Source organism: Bradyrhizobium sp. SZCCHNR1017 (genome assembly GCF_032381375.1).
In the GTDB taxonomy this organism is placed as follows: Bacteria; Pseudomonadota; Alphaproteobacteria; order Rhizobiales; family Xanthobacteraceae; genus Bradyrhizobium.
Genome location: NZ_JAUHIR010000001.1, coordinates 678,771 through 694,239, shown reverse-complemented (window position 1 = coordinate 694,239; position 15,469 = coordinate 678,771). Strand labels below are relative to the sequence as shown.

14 protein-coding genes are annotated in these 15,469 nt (G+C 65.0%); 3 read left to right on the top strand and 11 right to left on the bottom strand.

Going from position 1 to position 15,469, the window contains the following annotated elements; genetic code table 11:
* Positions 1-23: 23 nt before the first annotated feature.
* Positions 24-881, bottom strand: coding sequence for a VOC family protein (locus tag QW863_RS03265; protein WP_315711806.1), 858 nt, complete (start codon positions 879-881; stop codon positions 24-26).
* 150 nt (positions 882-1,031) lie between these two features.
* On the opposite strand from QW863_RS03265, the gene QW863_RS03260 reads away from it, so the two are divergent.
* Positions 1,032-2,342, top strand: coding sequence for an FAD-binding oxidoreductase (locus tag QW863_RS03260; RefSeq protein ID WP_315711807.1), 1,311 nt, complete (start codon positions 1,032-1,034; stop codon positions 2,340-2,342).
* Here the strand turns inward: QW863_RS03260 and QW863_RS03255 are convergent.
* The 7 genes from QW863_RS03255 to QW863_RS03225 form a co-directional block, all read right to left on the bottom strand.
* Complete coding sequence (locus QW863_RS03255) at positions 2,339-3,967, bottom strand: ABC transporter ATP-binding protein (RefSeq protein WP_315711809.1); 1,629 nt, start codon at positions 3,965-3,967, stop codon at positions 2,339-2,341. The two genes, QW863_RS03260 and QW863_RS03255, sit on opposite strands and share 4 nt — an antisense overlap.
* Positions 3,964-4,794, bottom strand: a complete 831-nt coding sequence (locus QW863_RS03250) for an ABC transporter permease (RefSeq protein ID WP_315711810.1) — start codon at positions 4,792-4,794, stop codon at positions 3,964-3,966. The genes QW863_RS03255 and QW863_RS03250 overlap by 4 nt, the downstream gene beginning before the upstream one ends.
* 2 nt (positions 4,795-4,796) lie before the next feature.
* A complete protein-coding gene (locus tag QW863_RS03245) occupies positions 4,797-5,774 on the bottom strand; it encodes an ABC transporter permease (protein WP_315711812.1) in 978 nt (325 codons plus the stop codon).
* 24 nt (positions 5,775-5,798) lie between these two features.
* The gene (locus QW863_RS03240; RefSeq protein ID WP_315711813.1) at positions 5,799-7,415 is read right to left on the bottom strand and encodes an ABC transporter substrate-binding protein; all 1,617 of its coding nucleotides are present in this window, start codon (positions 7,413-7,415) and stop codon (positions 5,799-5,801) included.
* 285 nt (positions 7,416-7,700) lie between these two features.
* Positions 7,701-9,302: an ATP-binding protein gene (locus QW863_RS03235; RefSeq protein WP_315711814.1), complete on the bottom strand. Its 1,602-nt coding sequence runs from the start codon at positions 9,300-9,302 to the stop codon at positions 7,701-7,703.
* The gene (locus QW863_RS03230) at positions 9,299-10,000 is read right to left on the bottom strand and encodes a response regulator transcription factor (protein ID WP_315711815.1); all 702 of its coding nucleotides are present in this window, start codon (positions 9,998-10,000) and stop codon (positions 9,299-9,301) included. The genes QW863_RS03235 and QW863_RS03230 overlap by 4 nt, the downstream gene beginning before the upstream one ends.
* Before the next feature lie 23 nt (positions 10,001-10,023).
* The gene (locus tag QW863_RS03225) at positions 10,024-11,502 is read right to left on the bottom strand and encodes a DUF4173 domain-containing protein (protein ID WP_315711816.1); all 1,479 of its coding nucleotides are present in this window, start codon (positions 11,500-11,502) and stop codon (positions 10,024-10,026) included.
* Positions 11,503-11,716: 214 nt separating this feature from the next.
* On the opposite strand from QW863_RS03225, the gene QW863_RS03220 reads away from it, so the two are divergent.
* Complete coding sequence (locus tag QW863_RS03220; protein WP_315711817.1) at positions 11,717-13,084, top strand: glycoside hydrolase family 3 N-terminal domain-containing protein; 1,368 nt, start codon at positions 11,717-11,719, stop codon at positions 13,082-13,084.
* Positions 13,085-13,098: 14 nt separating this feature from the next.
* Here the strand turns inward: QW863_RS03220 and QW863_RS03215 are convergent, their stop codons facing one another.
* From QW863_RS03215 to QW863_RS03205, 3 genes are all read right to left on the bottom strand, one after another.
* The gene (locus tag QW863_RS03215) at positions 13,099-13,386 is read right to left on the bottom strand and encodes a hypothetical protein (RefSeq protein WP_315711818.1); all 288 of its coding nucleotides are present in this window, start codon (positions 13,384-13,386) and stop codon (positions 13,099-13,101) included.
* A gap of 130 nt (positions 13,387-13,516) precedes the next feature.
* Positions 13,517-13,708, bottom strand: coding sequence for a DUF3072 domain-containing protein (locus tag QW863_RS03210; protein WP_315711820.1), 192 nt, complete (start codon positions 13,706-13,708; stop codon positions 13,517-13,519).
* A 440-nt stretch (positions 13,709-14,148) separates the two neighbouring features.
* Complete coding sequence (locus QW863_RS03205) at positions 14,149-14,682, bottom strand: hypothetical protein (protein WP_315711822.1); 534 nt, start codon at positions 14,680-14,682, stop codon at positions 14,149-14,151.
* On the opposite strand from QW863_RS03205, the gene QW863_RS03200 reads away from it, so the two are divergent.
* On the top strand, positions 14,672-15,232 hold the full coding sequence (locus tag QW863_RS03200; protein ID WP_315711823.1) for a type 1 glutamine amidotransferase domain-containing protein: 561 nt from the start codon (positions 14,672-14,674) through the stop codon (positions 15,230-15,232). The two genes, QW863_RS03205 and QW863_RS03200, sit on opposite strands and share 11 nt — an antisense overlap.
* Positions 15,233-15,469: the final 237 nt, after the last annotated feature.

The window sequence follows — 15,469 nt, the reverse complement described above, 5'->3', positions numbered from 1 at the left end:
CGCGCGCGGCCGCAGTCCGGCGCTCAGCCGGCCATGAACGCGAGCAGAGTGCCGGTGGCCGACGCGGGCGGAACGATCAGGCTCGCGCCACTGCGCACCGCTGCCGCGCCCAGAGCCTTTTCGGTGGCGGTCAGATCGTGTGAGGCCAGCACCAGGCCTGCGCCGCCTCGCTCCGGCAGGCCGGCAAGCGACACACCCGGATAGCGCGCTGCGAGCTGGTCCCTGGTCAGGAATACGAAATCGGCGCGGTCACCGCCCGAGGTGACGGTCACGGCGCCGTCGGCTTCGTCCCGGCCGTCGCGATCGATCAGGCGCGACAGGTGAGCCGCGTCCTTGGCCGGATCCGGCGTCACGATCAGCGCCTGCTTCAGTTGCTTGGCGGCGTTGGCATGGCGCATCAGTTCCGGGATCCACACCGTTTCGCGCGTCTTGTGCTGGCAGGCGAAGATGCGCAGGCCGCCCGGAGCCTCCGCGACGGGCCATTGAAACACGCGGAATTTCGCTGCCGAGATGCTGCCGTCGGGCAGGGGCACCGGACGCTCGAAGTCGATGGGACCAATCGGCTCAAAACCTTTCGCGCGGATTTCCTCGGCGCCGGCCGCGGAATCGATCGCCGTGAAGGCGATGCGCTCGATGCCTTCGCCGCGCTGGGCAAGGAAATTGCGGGTTGGAACGTTGTGATCGGTCTCGGCGAGGATGCCGAGCAACTCGATGTAGTCAGGATCGAGCATGATGGTGTAGTTGCCGGATCCCATCTTGGCACTGTGCGTGCCGCGCGGAGACAGCGTAAAACCCAGCCGCTTCCAGGTCTCCGCCGCGGCGTCGAGATCCTTCACCACGACGACCGCGTGATCGATACCGATGACATTCTTGAGGGCCACGCGTTTGTCTCCTTGCAGCGAACTTGGCATATTGGTGGCCGAACTATGCCCAATCGACCCATGCGCCGCAACCGGCGCTGCGGGGCGCTGGGCGCAAGGCAAGATCGATCTCCGGCAGGGCGGTCGACCAGCAAGGATGAGCTGTCCGCGATGAGCACCACCACAGATTCCGTTCAATGGCCGCCATCCCTTTGGGCGGCGCAGACCCCGGCTGGACCCGACCTGTCCGAGCTTCAGGGCAGTGTGCAGGCCGACGTGGTCATCATCGGCGGCGGCTTCACGGGGCTGTCGACGGCGCTGCATCTGCGCGAAGCTGGGACGGACGTCGCCATCGTCGAGGCGATGGAGCCCGGCTGGGGCGCATCCGGCCGGAACAACGGTCAGGTCATTCCGACGCTGTCACGTCCCGATCCGGACGACCTCGTCGCGCGTCATGGCGCCGCGGGCGAGCGCTTCGTGGCGATGTTGCGCGACAGCGCGTCCAATCTGTTCGATACCGTGAGACGGTACAACATCGACGCCGAGCATGAACAGGCCGGCTGGGTCCAGCCGGTGCATACGCCCGGCCGCATCAAGATCGCCGAGCGCAGGTTCAAGCAGTGGTCGAAGTTCGGCGCGCCGGTCGAGCTGCTGTCGCGCGATCAGGCGCGAGACATGCTCGGCTCGGACGCCTGGCATGGCGGCTTCTGGAACAAGACCGGCGGCCACATCAATCCGCTCGCGCTGGCGCGTGGCTTGGCGCGGACGGTGCTGAGCCTGGGCGGCCGGATCTATGCGCGCTCACCGGTCATCGACTTCGCCCGGCGGGGGGATCGCTGGATCGTGCGCACCGCACGGGGGGAGCTGTCGGCGCGCGCGCTGGTGCTGGCGAGCAATGCCTATAGCGGCGAGTTCTCCAAGGCGCTCGCACCGGATATCGCGCACGAGGTGATGCCCGTGCTGTCGTGGCAGATGGCGACGCAGCCGCTGTCGGACAATGTCCGCAAGACCGTCATCCCGGCGCGGCAGGCGATGTCCGATACCCATGGCGAACTCTATTTTGCGCGCTACGACGCCCGCAACCGACTGGTCACCGGCGGCGCCGTGATCGGCCCCGGCAATAAGGCCGAGCGGCTGAAGGCGCGGGTCGCCGAACGCCTGCAGCGCCTGTGGCCGCAGATCGGCGAGGTCAGGTTCGACTATGTCTGGAACGGCTATGTAGGCATGACCACGGACTACATGCCGCGGATTCATCGCCTCGGTCCTGATGCCTATGGCTGGACCGGCTGCAACGGCCGCGCGGTCGCGCTCACGATCCCCCTCGGTGCGGAGCTTGCGAAAGCGGTGCGGGGCGTGCCGGCCAACGAGCTGGCGCTGCCGTTCACGGAGCCGGTCACCATTCCGGCGCACGCCCTGCTGCGTCCGTTCGCGCCGCTGATGCTGCTCTTGTACCGATATCGCGACGCGCGTGAGATCGGCTAAGACGTGGGATGTTCGGTCCGGGCGAAGTCGCCGCCCGGAATGGCCTCGAGCAGAGCCTGCGTATACGGATGCTGCGGGTTGCCGAACACGTCGTGCGTGGGTCCATGCTCGACGACGACGCCGTCCTTCATGACCGCGACCAGATCGCAGATCTGGGCTGCGACGCGCAGGTCGTGCGTGATGAAGATGATCGACAGGTCGAGGCGCTCGCGCAGGCTGGTCAGCAGCTTCAACACCTGCGCCTGAACGGAGACGTCGAGCGCGGACACCGGTTCGTCCGCGACCAGCACCTTGGGCTTCAGTGCCAGCGCGCGCGCCAGCCCGATGCGCTGACGCTGACCTCCGGAGAACTCATGCGGGAAGCGATCGGCGGCCGACGGGTCGAGCCCCACCAGGCTGAACAGCTCGCGCGCCTCCGTCAGCGCCTGCTCTCGCGAGGTGCCGTGCACGATAGGTCCCTGCGCCACCAGATCGACCGCCTTGCGCCGCGGGTTCAGCGAGGCGAACGGATCCTGAAACACCATCTGCATCTGCTGGGTCCGGTTTCTGACCTCGCTGCGGGAGAGGGGCGCCCAGTCCTCACCGTCGAGCAGGATCGTTCCTGCGTCGGGATCGATCAGGCGAATGATGCAGCGGGCGAGGGTGGATTTGCCGGAGCCCGACTCGCCGACGATGCCGAGCGTCGCGCCCTTTGGCAGCGCGAGCGAGACGTCCCTGACCGCATGGGTGACGCGCTCGCCGCGGCCGAGGAAGCCGCCGGTGCGATATGTCTTCGAGACAGCGGAGATGGTGAGGATCATCCGGTCCGACAGCTTGCGTGCCGGGGGCGCCGCTACCGGCGGCACCGCGGCGATCAGTTGCCTGGTGTAGTCATGCTGCGGCCGTTGCAGGACATCCGCCGCCGCGCCCTGTTCGACGACGCTGCCATGTTGCATCACGACGACGCGGTCGGCGATCTCGGCGACGACCCCGAAATCATGCGTGATGAACAGCACCGCAGTCTTGCGCCTCTGCTGCAGCTCGCGGATGAGCTTGAGGATCTGGGCCTGCGTCGTGACGTCGAGCGCCGTCGTCGGCTCGTCGGCGATCAGCAGCTTCGGATCGAGCGCCAAGGCCATGGCGATCATTGCGCGCTGGCGTTGTCCGCCGGACAACTCGTGCGGATAGGCCTTCGCCGCGCGCGGCGGATCGGGAATGTTGACGTCCGACAGCAGCGACAGCACGCGTGATTTGATCTCGACTTTCGACAGATCGGTATGGATGTCCAGAACCTCGCCGATCTGGTCGCCGATCGTGCGCAATGGATTGAGCGCGGTCATCGGCTCCTGGAACACCATCGCGATTTCGGCGCCGCGGATGCGGCGCATCTCGGCCGCCGTGGCGGTGCAGAGGTCGTGGCCGGCAAACAGGATGCGGCCGCCGTCGGTGGTCACGCCGTCCGGCAGCAGCCGCATGATCGTGTTGGCCATCATCGACTTGCCGGAGCCGGACTCGCCGACGATGCAGACGATCTCGTTTTCGGCGATCGAAAGCGAGACCTCCGAGATCGCATGCATGCGGTCGGCGCCTTTCGGCAGACGTACGCTGAGGCGGTCGACGGTCAGAACGGGCTTGGCTGGACTCATCGCTGCTTCAGCCGGGGGTTCAGTGCATCGTTGAGGCCCTGGCCGACCAGCGACACCGCAAGCACGGTGATGAGGATGGCAACACCGGGGATCGCCGATACGTACCACTGCACGCGCAGCACATCGCGTCCCAGGCCGATCAGATTGCCCCAGGAGGCGACGTTGGCGTCGGACAGCCGCAGGAAGGCGAGTGCACTCTCCAGAAGGATCGCAACCGCCATCACGACGCCGGCATAGACGATCACCGGCGGCAGCGCGTTGGGCAGGATCTCGCCCAGCATCAGCTGGGTGTCGCGCATGCCGAGGGTGCGGCCTGCCTGGACGAATTCGCGGCTGCGCAGCGAGAGGAACTCAGCCCGCGTCAACCGCGCCGGCGCCGGCCATGAGACGATGCCGACGGCGATCGTGACCGTCGTCAAGGTCGAGCCGAACACCGCGACCAGCACCAGCAGCAGCACGAAATTCGGCAGTGTCTGGAAGGCCTCGGTGATGCGCATCAGGATGTTGTCGACCCACCCGCCGTAGTAGCCGGCGAGCGCGCCGACCATGATTCCGATCGCCACGGCAATGAACGTGGCGACGCCGCCGATCAGGAGCGAGATGCGGGCGCCGTGAAAGATCTGGGCGGCGATATCGCGGCCGGAATTGTCGGTGCCGAGCAGGAACCGTGGATTGGCGAACGGCCAGATCAGCGGCCGGCCGGCGAGGGCGAGCGGATCGCGCGGATACAGATAGCCGGCGCTGATCGCCATGCCTACGACGATCAGCAGCAGGATCAGGCCCAGCACCGCAGCCGGACTGCGAAAGTAGCGCTTCGCGGCGTCCATGTTCAGCCCTCCGCCGTGATGCGCGGATCGAGCCGCGCGTAGAGCAGGTCGGTGACGAAGTTGACCAGGATCACCAGCAGCGCGGAGACGAAGACGATTCCGAGCAGCGTGTTGAGATCGCGCTGGACCACCGATTCATAGGCGAGGCGCCCAAGGCCGGGCAGCGAGAATACGGTCTCCACCACGACCGAGCCGCCGAGCATCGTTCCGGCCTGGAGTCCGATCAGCGTCACCATTGGCAGCAGCGCGTTGCGCAACACGTGGCGGGTGATGATGCGGGTTTCGTCGAGGCCCTTGGCACGCGCGGTGCGGACGAAATCGAGGTTCAGGACCTCGAGCATGGATGCGCGCATGATGCGCAGATAGATGGCCAGGAAGATCAGGCCGAGCGTCAGCGACGGCAGCACCAGATGGCTCGCAATGTCGAGCACGCGCCAGATCCCGGTGCTGACGGCGCCGATGTCCTCGAAGCCGCCCGCGGGCAGCCATTGCAGATAGATCGAGAACACCACGATGGCCATCAGGCCGAACCAGAACGAGGGCGTGGCGTAGAAGATCAGGCCGACCGTCGAGATCAGCGTATCCGGCCAGCGATTGACGCCGCGCGCCGCGATCACGCCGAACACGAGGCCGAAGAAGAACGCAAAGGAGAGAGCGGAGGTCATCAGCAGCAGGGTCGGCGGCAGCCGCTCCAGGATCACGGCGGCGACCGGCTTGCCGTAGATCGCGGAGAAGCCGAGATCGAGACGCACCAGCCGCCACAGGTAGTTGGCGAGCTGCATCGGGACCGACAGATCCAGCCCGTAGAAGCGGCGCAGCTCACGGGCGGTCGCCGCATCGCCGCCGCCCATCTGAGCCATCATCGCGTCGACCGTATCGCCCGGCGCGAGCTGCAGCAGGAGGAAGACGCCGATCAGGATCAGGAACAGGGTGGGGATCGAGGCGGCGAGCCGCCGCCCCGCAAGGCTCAAGATGCGCATGGCCTTATCCTGACGGATTCCGGCTCAGGCGGAAAGCCACAGATCGTGCCAGCTCGACGATCCCCAGCGCGGCGTGTTCGAGTGGTTGCGCGCCTTGGCCGTGATCACGGTGACGAAGATCTGCTCGATCGGCATCCACACCGGCAGCTCGGTATTGGCCTCGCGCACGAAATCTGCGTAGAGCGCCTTGCGCTTGGCCGGATCGACCTCGGTCGCCGCGTCATCGATGATCTTGTCGATCTTGGCATCGTCCCAACCCCACTGATTGGTCCACGGCGCGCCCTTGGGCTGACCGGAGCGATACCAGACCGTGGTCGAAACCGCGGGGTCATTGCGGTACTGGTGCCAGCCGGTCGCGAGATCGAAGGCGTGCTCGTCATAGACCTGCTTGAGGAAGCCGCCGCCATCGTTGCGCACGATCTCGATCGCGATGCCGACCTCGCCCAGCGACTGCTGGAGGAAGGTCGCCCACAGCGAGATGTCCTCCCCCCATGGCGCGGGCAGCAGCCGCAGCGAGAAGCGGGTGCCGCCAGCGCCGGGCTTGTAGCCGGCCTCGTCCAGGAGCGCCGCCGACTTGGCCTTGTCGTAGGGATATTGCGGCGTATTGGCGCCGGGGTAGAAGTCGGTCGAGGTCGACGGGATCGGACCGGTGCCCAGCTTGGCGAAATCGCCGAGGAAGTTCTCGATGAAGAAGGGAACGTTGATCGCGTGTGCGATGGCGCGGCGGACCTTCACGTCCGCCAGCTCCTTGCGGCGGACGTTGAACTCGAGCGTATTGGTGCGCGCGTTGCCCTCATTGCCTTTGGTCGAGACAATGAAACGCTTATCCTTGCCGAGCCGCGCCATGTCGGAGATGGTCAGGCCCGAGAACGGGCTGTAGTGCAGCTCGCCTGCCTCCATTTGCGCCGCCGCCGCTGCACGGTCAGTGATCACCTTCCACACGATGCGGTCGAGATAGGGCGCGTTCGGCCGCCAGTAGTCGGCATTGCGCTCGGCGATGACATACTGGCCGCGTTCGTACTTCACGAATTTGAACGGACCAGTGCCAATGGGGGCGAGGTTCGCGGGGTTCTGCCTGATGTCGCCGCTCTCGTAGATGTGCTTGGCCGAGACGTAGCCGAGATCGGGCAGGGCGCGCAGCAACAGGTTGAGCGGCATCGGCCGCTCGTAGCGGAAGATCGCGGTTTGCGGATCTGGCGTGTCAACCGCAGTCAGGAACAACTGCAGGGTCGATCCGTAGTTCAGAATCTTCTTCCACATGTTCATCGCGGTGAAGGCAACGTCCTCCGACGTGAACGGCTTGCCGTCATGCCAGGTGATGCCCTTGCGCAGCTTGAAAGTGACGGTCTTGCCGTCCGGCGTCGCCTCCCAGCTCTCGGCAAGTACGCCGACCGGCTGGCCGTTGGCATCGAGGTCGACGAGGTTCTCCTGGATCTTGCCGCCGATGATGTAGACGCCGGTTGAAGCCTGGAGGCTCGGGTTGAGCTGGCGTTGCTCGGCGCCGTAGTGAACGTTGAACACGCCACCCTTGCGCGGCGTCTCCTGGGCGAAGGCGCGGAGTGGATTGACCACGTTCGCGGCGATGGCAGCGGAGGTCAGGAGGGCGGTCCGGCGGCTGATCTCGAAACGGCTCGAATTCATCAAGGTCTCCCGAAGGCCAAGCGGGACGCTGGCCGATGGCGCAATCGGCGCGAAGATTACGCGGATCGCGGGTCCAAGTCATTTGCGAATTGCCATGCAGTTCTGCGGCATTCTCGGCCGGCCCATGCAGCCGGCGGCACCGTGGCATACATTGCTCGTATACGAACGATTGGGAGAAGATATTCGCCGACAGGGACTTGACTGAGGTGGGGATTGGCGGCTGCCACGAACAACCGGAGGCAACTCTGACGCGGCGCCAATAGACTGCGCTATCTCAGATCGACGTCATGGGGCGCCTTCGATCGGCAGCCGCAGCTCGAACGCGACACCTTTGTCGCCCGGCCCCAGCGAGATCTCGGCGCCATGGCTTGCCATGATGGCGCGCACGATCGCCAGCCCCATGCCGGTACCGCCGCTGTCGCGCCGGGTCGTGAAGAAGGCATCGAAGATGCGGTCGCGGTTCTCCGGCGAGATCGGATCGCCGTCATTGCTGGCGATGACGATCAGCATCCCTTTGCTCTCCTCGGCCTCGAGGCGGATGCGCCGGGCGCCATGCCGGACGGCGTTGTCGACGAGATGCGTGAGCACGATCAGCACGGTCTCGTTCGGGAGCCTAGTGCTGCGCTCGACCGGGCCGGACGTCTCGATGACAGTCGAGGGGAAACGCACTCGCAGCGTGCCGACGGCCTCGGCTATGCTACCAGCCTCGACCGTCGACACCGTCTCCGCCCGTGCCAGCTCGCGCAAGCGTTGGGCCAGCGCCGCGAGGCGGTCGGCGTCGCCAAGGATGTTGGTGAGGAATTTCTCCTGCTCGGCGCGGGTCAGGGTCTCGGAAGGGCTGGCCAGGGAGTCGAGCAGCAGCTCGGCTGCGCCCTTGATCGAGGTCAGCGGCGATTTGAGCTCGTGCGTCAGATGCGCGGAAAAGCTCCTGATGTAGTTGGAGCGTTGCGCCAGTTGCTCGGCCATGGCGAAGAAGTGCTCGGCGAGCTCCGCGAAGTCGCGGGTGCCGTAATGGGCAAGCGGACGGAAACCCGCGGGATCGTTGCGTCCGATCCTGCCGGCGCGATCGACCAGCTCGCGCATCGGCCGTGTGATCGTGCGTGCCACGACGAGGCCGACCAGCAGCGTCGTGAGGACAATGGTGGAGCCGGCAGCGATGAACTTGCCGCGCTCCTGATAGAGATGCTCGAAGATGTTGCGGGGCGTGCGCGAGGTATAGATGACCCCGGCAACGTGATCGTCGACGATCACGGGCATGGCCGAGAACACATGGACGCCGACGCCGCGGCTGATCGAATAGATCGGTGGCGGGGCCTTGTCCGGAATGCGAATGCGGAGCGCGGCGCTGTAGCGTCCCTTCAGGGCGGCAGCCACCTCGTCGATATGAGCGAGTGATTTGCCCATCTCATCGCGGCCGGCGATCACGACCCCCTGGGGGTCGAGCACGCGATACCCGGCCAAGGTGACCTTCTGCGTCTCCCTGACGATCGGCAGCAGCCGCGTGCCGATCGCGACGTAGGCCGGATCGGCAGGATGGACCGCGTCGCGGGCGTCCGGGCGGCGGACGAAAAGATCGTTGGCCAGAAGATCGAGCAGGGGGCGAATGGGCGTCACCTCGTCGGACGAATCCGGACGTGACTCGGGCGGGATCTCGGCGCCGAGCGGAACGCCGGTGGCAAGGCGCGCGGAAACCTCCTCGGCGAAGACCGCCGCGAGGACACGGCTCTGCGCGATCAGTTCCGCCTGTGTCTGACGGATCAGCTGGTTGTCATAGATGCGAAAGAAGAACAGCCCGACGAGCGGCAAGGTGCCAACCAGCGCCAGCACGCCAAAGACGATCTGTCCCAGCGACGGCCGCCATTTTGCCTTGGGCTTGGGCGCGATCATGGGGTGCCGCAGCGGCCGAGCCGGAAGCCCACGCCATGGACCGTCTCGATCGCGTCCTCGCAATGCGCGGCTGCGAGCTTCGCTCTGATGTTGCGGATGTGGCTGTCGATCGTTCGGTCGGAGACCTGAATGTTGAGCTGATAGGCGGCGGCCATGATCTGCTCGCGGCTGAACACGACCGCAGGACGCGTCATCAGCGTGCGCAGGATGCTGAACTCCAGCGCGGTGAGCGTCAGCGGCATGTCATCGAAACGGGCCAGGTGCTGCTGCGGGTCGAGCCGGAGCCGGCCATGGACGAGCTTCTCCGGCTCGGCCGAGCGATCACCTCCGCCGTTCGCGACCCGGCGGAGAATGACGTTGACGCGGGCAACCAGCTCGCGCGGACTGAACGGCTTTGTCACGTAGTCGTCGCCGCCGATCTCGAGCCCGAGAATGCGGTCGATCTCCTCGTCGCGGGCCGACAGGAACAGGATCGGCACTTGCGAGGTCCGGCGAATGCGCCGGCAGACCTCGAGGCCGTCGAACTCCGGCATGCCGACGTCGAGCACGATCAGGTTCGGACGGTCTTCGGTGACGCTGGCCAGCGCGGCGCGGCCGTCGGCGGCTTCCTTCACCGCCATGCCGGCCTTGCTCAAGGCCACGCGCAGGACTTCGCGGATATGCGGGTCATCGTCGACGATGAGGATTCGGGGAGACACGAGCTTTACTCCGCGGCGAGGCATCAGCTTGGTTTCTGCGACACAGGATGTGTATCGAGATAGCGCTGCAGGCGCCAGCCGCGAAAACTCCAGGATCGCCAGGACGCCATGCTGCTTTCCTGTTGCTCAAGGAGCCGATCACGGTCGCTGGCCAGCCCTCGGTCCGTCGGTCGCAACAGCATCGCCCGCTCGATGGCCGGCAGTGCCTCGGGCCCGAGCCAGACGAGATAGGAGCCGTCGATGAGAGGGCCGCTCTGTCCTGCCTCACGACTATGGGAGACATTGAAGTCTGCGATCGGTCGGTCGAAATTGATCAGCGCACAGCCGTAGATGGTCGCCGAGAGCACGAGCAGGTTCATACGGATGAGCCATGCGTTGGACTTGTCGAGAGCGATCCTGAGCACGATGAGGATCAGGCCGATCGCAACCAGGATCATCCATATCAGGGCCGCGATTCGCCAATAGGTCAGAGCATAAGTCTCGATATACATGTGAAGCCGTTGAATCGAGGACACGACCAGCATCACGTTCTGAGCCACCCAGAGATAGACCAGCGGCCGGACCAGTCGCGACTCGTTTGCCGTGGTCTCGGAGCGGACGGCGACGATGACGAAGGCAGCCGCGAGCAGCGCCGTGACGATCAAGGGGTAGGCGCCTCGGTGCGCATAGGTCGCATAGGTCATGCCGTCCGGAAGCGCAGCATGTCCCCACAGATATGCGCCGTCGAGCGCCGTCTGGAGGGCAAACAGGATGTTGAACAGGATCAGCGCCCGGATCACGGTTTCAGGGCCGAGCACGGTCGTCAGGATTGACGGCTGATCGGGCTCGCTTTCGATCGGTGGGCTCGAGGTCTTGGTCCGCTCGCGCCAGCGAAGGTTGACGAATGGCCAGACCATGGACAACGTCACGAGCCAGAAGATCGCGTGCCCCATCGTGAGTTGGGAGGCGACGCGCTCGGGACTGAGGACGGCGAACCACCGCTCAATGACTGGATTGGCTGCTGCGAACAGAGCCAAGAACACGCAGCCGAGTGCCAGCGGGATGCTCCAGACAACGAGAGTTCGCGTGATCATGTTCGTGCGCAGCGTCACGATCGCATCAGGTATCAGTCGAAACGGCCCGATCAGGAGCAACTGCCGCGCGGCGGTCAGCGGAAGCCGGAAGCCGCGCGCGGATCGGTTGGTCGCCAGCGTGATAGCCGACAGCGTCGTGAGCAGCAGGACAGGAAAAGAAAGCAGGTTCAGCTCCTCGATGGCGGGAGCCAGGCCGGCAACGAAGAGAACTGCAGCTCCGACCAGACGGTTTCGATCGGTCTTGGCAAGATTGGCGAGAATGCTCGCTGCGGCGAGCGCGGCGAAAAACAGCGGGAATGCCAGGCCGATCGGCCGGCCGTTGTAGAGCAGCGTGTCGGCGAGGCCGACGAGGCCGGCAGTGATGGCGAATTTGAGCCACATGGAATCGGGCGCGACGGGCGCAGCCGTCGGCTCGGCGAGAGTCGTCATGGAGGAATCCTTGGTTTGGGTCATCGTTCGGGCCGGGAGGCACAAGCCGATGAGCCAAGCATGACGCCTGCCCATGCAGCAGCTCACGAGGGGATCTGCAGCATTTCAGGATTTGTTTGCAGATTTCGTGCAGACGCGATTCCACATCTGGCGCAGGGAAAACGTGGTTGTTACGGCAATGGCCGTCTTTCCCCTCGGATGATCGACTGCACACATGCTCGGACTTATCAGGACCGCGGTTCTCTGGATCCTCGCTCTGCTCTTCATTTTCGTCACGCTGAACAGCAACGAGCCCTATCTGGTTCGGCTGCGGGGCAGCGGCCACGCAGCCCTGCTCCTCATCGGGCTTGCCGTTCCGCTGCTGCTGATGCTCGGCGGTCGGTGGCGGCGGGGGCCCGCCGGACGCGCTCTGGTCGTAGCATGGTGCGTTCCGCTGATCATGCTGACGTCGACGCAGTTCATGTTTGCCTGGCGCAAGTACGAGACGTTCCGGACGCCCCCCGACGTGGCGCATCTGCTCGGCCGGCATTTCATCGTCGGTTACACGGCCGTCGATGACGCAGCCGCGTTGGCCCGGCAGGGGTTGATCGCGGGCGTCTATGTGACACACCACAACATCCGCGGCCGGACCGAGCCTCAGCTGCGCGCCGAGATGGCGCGATTGCAGGACGCGCGCCGGAGTGCCGGGCTGCCGCCTCTGCTGGTTGCGGCGGATCAGGAGGGAGGCGCCGTCGCACACCTGTCTCCGACCCTGCCGAACATGCCCGGCCTCGCAACGCTGGCCGATCTGCCGGCCTCGCGGCGCGCGCAGGATGCGTTCGCGATGGGGCGCGCCCAGGGTGAGGCTCTCGCGGCTGCCGGCATCACCTTCAATTTGGCTCCGGTCGTCGACCTTCGCCCGAGCTGGACACGCAACCGACTGGACTTTCACACCTTGATCGGCCGCCGCGCGATCTCCAACGATCCCGCGGTGGTTGGCGACATTGCGCTCGGTTACGTCCGTGGCCTGGAAGCAAGCGGTGTCCGCGCGGCCGTCAAGCATTTCCCTGGTCTGGGGCGCGTCGCAGCCGATACGCATCATTTCTCGGCACAGCTCGGCACGCCGGCAGATGTCTTGGAACGGTCGGATTGGCGGCCGTTCCGACAGGTGCTGCAGGGCTCGCACGCGGCGATGATGGTCGGTCACGTGACGGTCGATGCGATCGATCCAGAGCGGCCTGCCTCACATTCCAAAGCCGTGCTCGAGGGACTCATTCGCGGCCGCTGGAACTATCAGGGCGTGATCGTGACGGATGATCTCGTGATGGGGGCGATCTACGGCCGCGATCTCTGCAAAGCTGTCGTGGAGGCTCTCAACGGCGGCGCCGATCTGTTGCTGGTGGCCTATGACGGCACCCAGTTCCACCGCGCGCTCGCCTGCGCCAAGGAGGCTCTGGCGGAAGGACGCATCGACCTCGATGCAATCAGCAGGAGCGATGAACGGCTGAAGCGCTGGGCGCCGACGGTTGACAAATCACAGCCGTCGAATGTGTCTACGGTTATGCAACAGCCTGGAGGCGTGCATCAGAAGATCGTGGACTGAATGGCAGCGAGCCCTCAGCGCGGGCCATTGCCGGTCCAGTTGCGCCAAGCGACATTCGAGAGGCTTCGCAGGTCGGTCGCCAGCGGGCGTCGCGTCTGCTTGTCGTGCTGAGCGATGAGGTGCTCGGATTCGCGGATCTTGACCTGGAGTTCCGCAACCTGCCGCTTGGTCTGTTCAAGCGCCTTCGCATCGGCGCTCTCGCCCACCGTGAACCGCGCCGTCTCGATCTGTTTCAAGGTCGCGCGATTCTTTTTGAGCTGGGCGCGATGCCAGGCAACCTTGCTGTCACTGTCCGCAACCATGGTGGACTCCCGCGAAATGCCGCGGAGACTAAACGACCGATTTCTGATTCGCGACAGCTTCGGACCGGCATCGCCAACATTGGAATACCGATCTGCCGACCCATCGTCCTGGTGAGTCGAATATGCCGGTTCAATCCAACCCTGCGGCGCGTCTCATCTCATCAATCAGTTCTGACGCTTCAGCCTTCGTCATCTCCGCTCGCGTGGGATCGGATCGGCCAGCCTGCTCGCTGAGCGTTCTCAAGTAGGAAGCTTGGGTATCCGTCATCGGATCGGCTCCGGACACCCAGTCCTCGGGATCTTTCTGCAGCTGTTCGGCCATGGGGATCTCCCGTTGTTGCCCGGCTTCAACGGGAAAGCTTGCAAAGTGTTCCTATTTTGTTCTATTGTGCGATCCTACTCTTGCTCGGGTGCTTCATGCGCGATCTATGTGTGGTTCGAGCCGAAATCGACCGTATGCGTCTCCGGGTCGGGCGGCAGCGCCGTGAAATCGTGCAGCTACGGCGAGCTCGGCCCTCGACGGCGGCCGCCGAAGTGCTTTTGCACCACATGCTGGAGACGCTTGACCGGCTGCGGCAACAGCGAGAGCGGCTCAAGCTGGAGGAAGCGAGCCGACTGCCTCGCAAGCAGCGCGGCGCCCGGCGCGCATGAGACGCTGGCGGTAAGGCCGAGTGATCCGCCGCTCGTCCGTAGTCCGATGATCAGGCCTGGAACCGACATGGCCGACGATCACCTGAGCCGCAAAGGCCAACCTGCGCCGGGTCATGAGGACGTCCGCATCTTCAATTTGGCCGGTGAGGAGAAAGATTGGTCGGTCGTCCGGCTCCCTCGATCAGCATCGGGCGTGTGAGCTTCGGGCAATACGATGTCCGGCGGCGCGGCGGTAAGCTCTTCCGGTGTGGCCTCGCATGATTTGATCTCGAAATTGTTGTCGAGGATTTTCTCGCCATGCGTGCCGAGCGTGATGAGATCGGCCTGTTCCGCGGCCTCCCAGACCTCGCGCTCGGTGCGAAACGGGCGGGTCATCTGTTCGTCATTCTCAAACAATGCGTAGGGCACGAGCGCCTCCAGATTGCGATCCGCCGATGCAGCGATGCCGTGCCGCTCGACGCCGCCCATCCATTCAAGGCAGGGACGTCCAAACAAACGGCGCCATAGGCAGGCTGGTTCCACCCAGGCGAGCGCTGACTCGATCGACCAGTTGTGACGATCCGCCTGGCCTGCCAGGCGGAACATGGAGGCCAGCGCGAGGTTGCCGGCGGTGTCGAATGGCCAGGAGAGTCCAATGGATATCAAGGGAAAGAAGATCGCGATCCTCGCAACCAACGGGTTCGAGCAATCCGAGCTCGAAGTGCCGCGCGATCGTCTCAAGCAGGCGGGCGCGACCGTCGAGATCATCTCGCTCGCGCCGGGCGAGATCAAGGGCTGGGATGAGAAGGACTGGGGACGGACCGTCAAGGTCGACAAGACGTTGGACCAGGCGTCTGCTTCGGACTACGACGCCGTCGTGCTGCCGGGCGGTCAGATCAATCCGGATCTGCTGCGGCTCGAGCCGAAGGCGCTGCGGTTCATCAAGGAGATCTTTGAAGCCAAGAAGATCGTTGCGGCGGTCTGTCATGCGCCGTGGCTCCTGATCGAGACCGGAATTGCCAAGGGGCGAAAGATGACGTCCTACAAATCGATCAAGACGGACGTTGCCAATGCCGGCGCGCATTGGCAGGACGCGGAGGTCGTGGTCGATCAGGGCGTGATCACCTCGCGCAATCCCGGAGATCTGGAAGCCTTCAGCGCCAAGATCATCGAAGAGGTCAAGGAAGGCCGCCATCTCAAGCGCAGCGCGGCTTGATGCTGAGATCGGAAGCCGGGAGAAAACCCGGCTACCTCAGTGGGACGGGCCCAGCGCCCGAGGGGTCGAACGCTGGGCCGCAGTCCACACGGAGTGCCTCCAGCGAGATGGGGGAACGCCGCCAGAGGCATGGAAATGACTCGCGGCAGGCCGGGTCGTTCCCAATTCCTAGCGCGGACCTTCGCCCGCGGGACTTCGACGATAGCCTCGCAACGTTCAGTGAGGAATCGGAACTTC